The sequence below is a fragment of the Streptococcus sp. HMSC10A01 genome, from assembly GCF_001807785.1.
GTDB lineage: Bacteria > Bacillota > Bacilli > Lactobacillales > Streptococcaceae > Streptococcus > Streptococcus gordonii.
The window spans coordinates 131,324-131,676 of record NZ_KV790965.1; the positions used below are offsets into that span (position 1 = coordinate 131,324).

The window sequence follows — 353 nt, forward strand, 5'->3', positions numbered from 1 at the left end:
CCCTTCACGGGAGCGTGGATTGAAATTCCAATTCTGAACTGTTTGTGTTATTTACGTTAAGTCGCTCCCTTCACGGGAGCGTGGATTGAAATAAGACTCCAAAAGTGATTTGTCCTGGTGCGATGTTGTCGCTCCCTTCACGGGAGCGTGGATTGAAATAATGGTCTTTGGAGTGGTATTTCTGATGGAGCTTCGTCGCTCCCTTCACGGGAGCGTGGATTGAAATAAGTTTTTTCAAGTTCTGCCCAGCTATGCGCCCGTCGCTCCCTTCACGGGAGCGTGGATTGAAATAATATCACGGGCGAAACTTTAATGGACAATGCGTGTCGCTCCCTTCACGGGAGCGTGGATTG

The 353-nt window shown here is 49.3% G+C and carries 1 CRISPR repeat array.

Annotation, left to right across the window (positions count from 1 at the left end):
- Nucleotides 1-293: direct repeats of the CRISPR family, unit length 28 nt; unit sequence CCCTTCACGGGAGCGTGGATTGAAATAA.
- Nucleotides 294-353 lie beyond the last annotated feature (60 nt).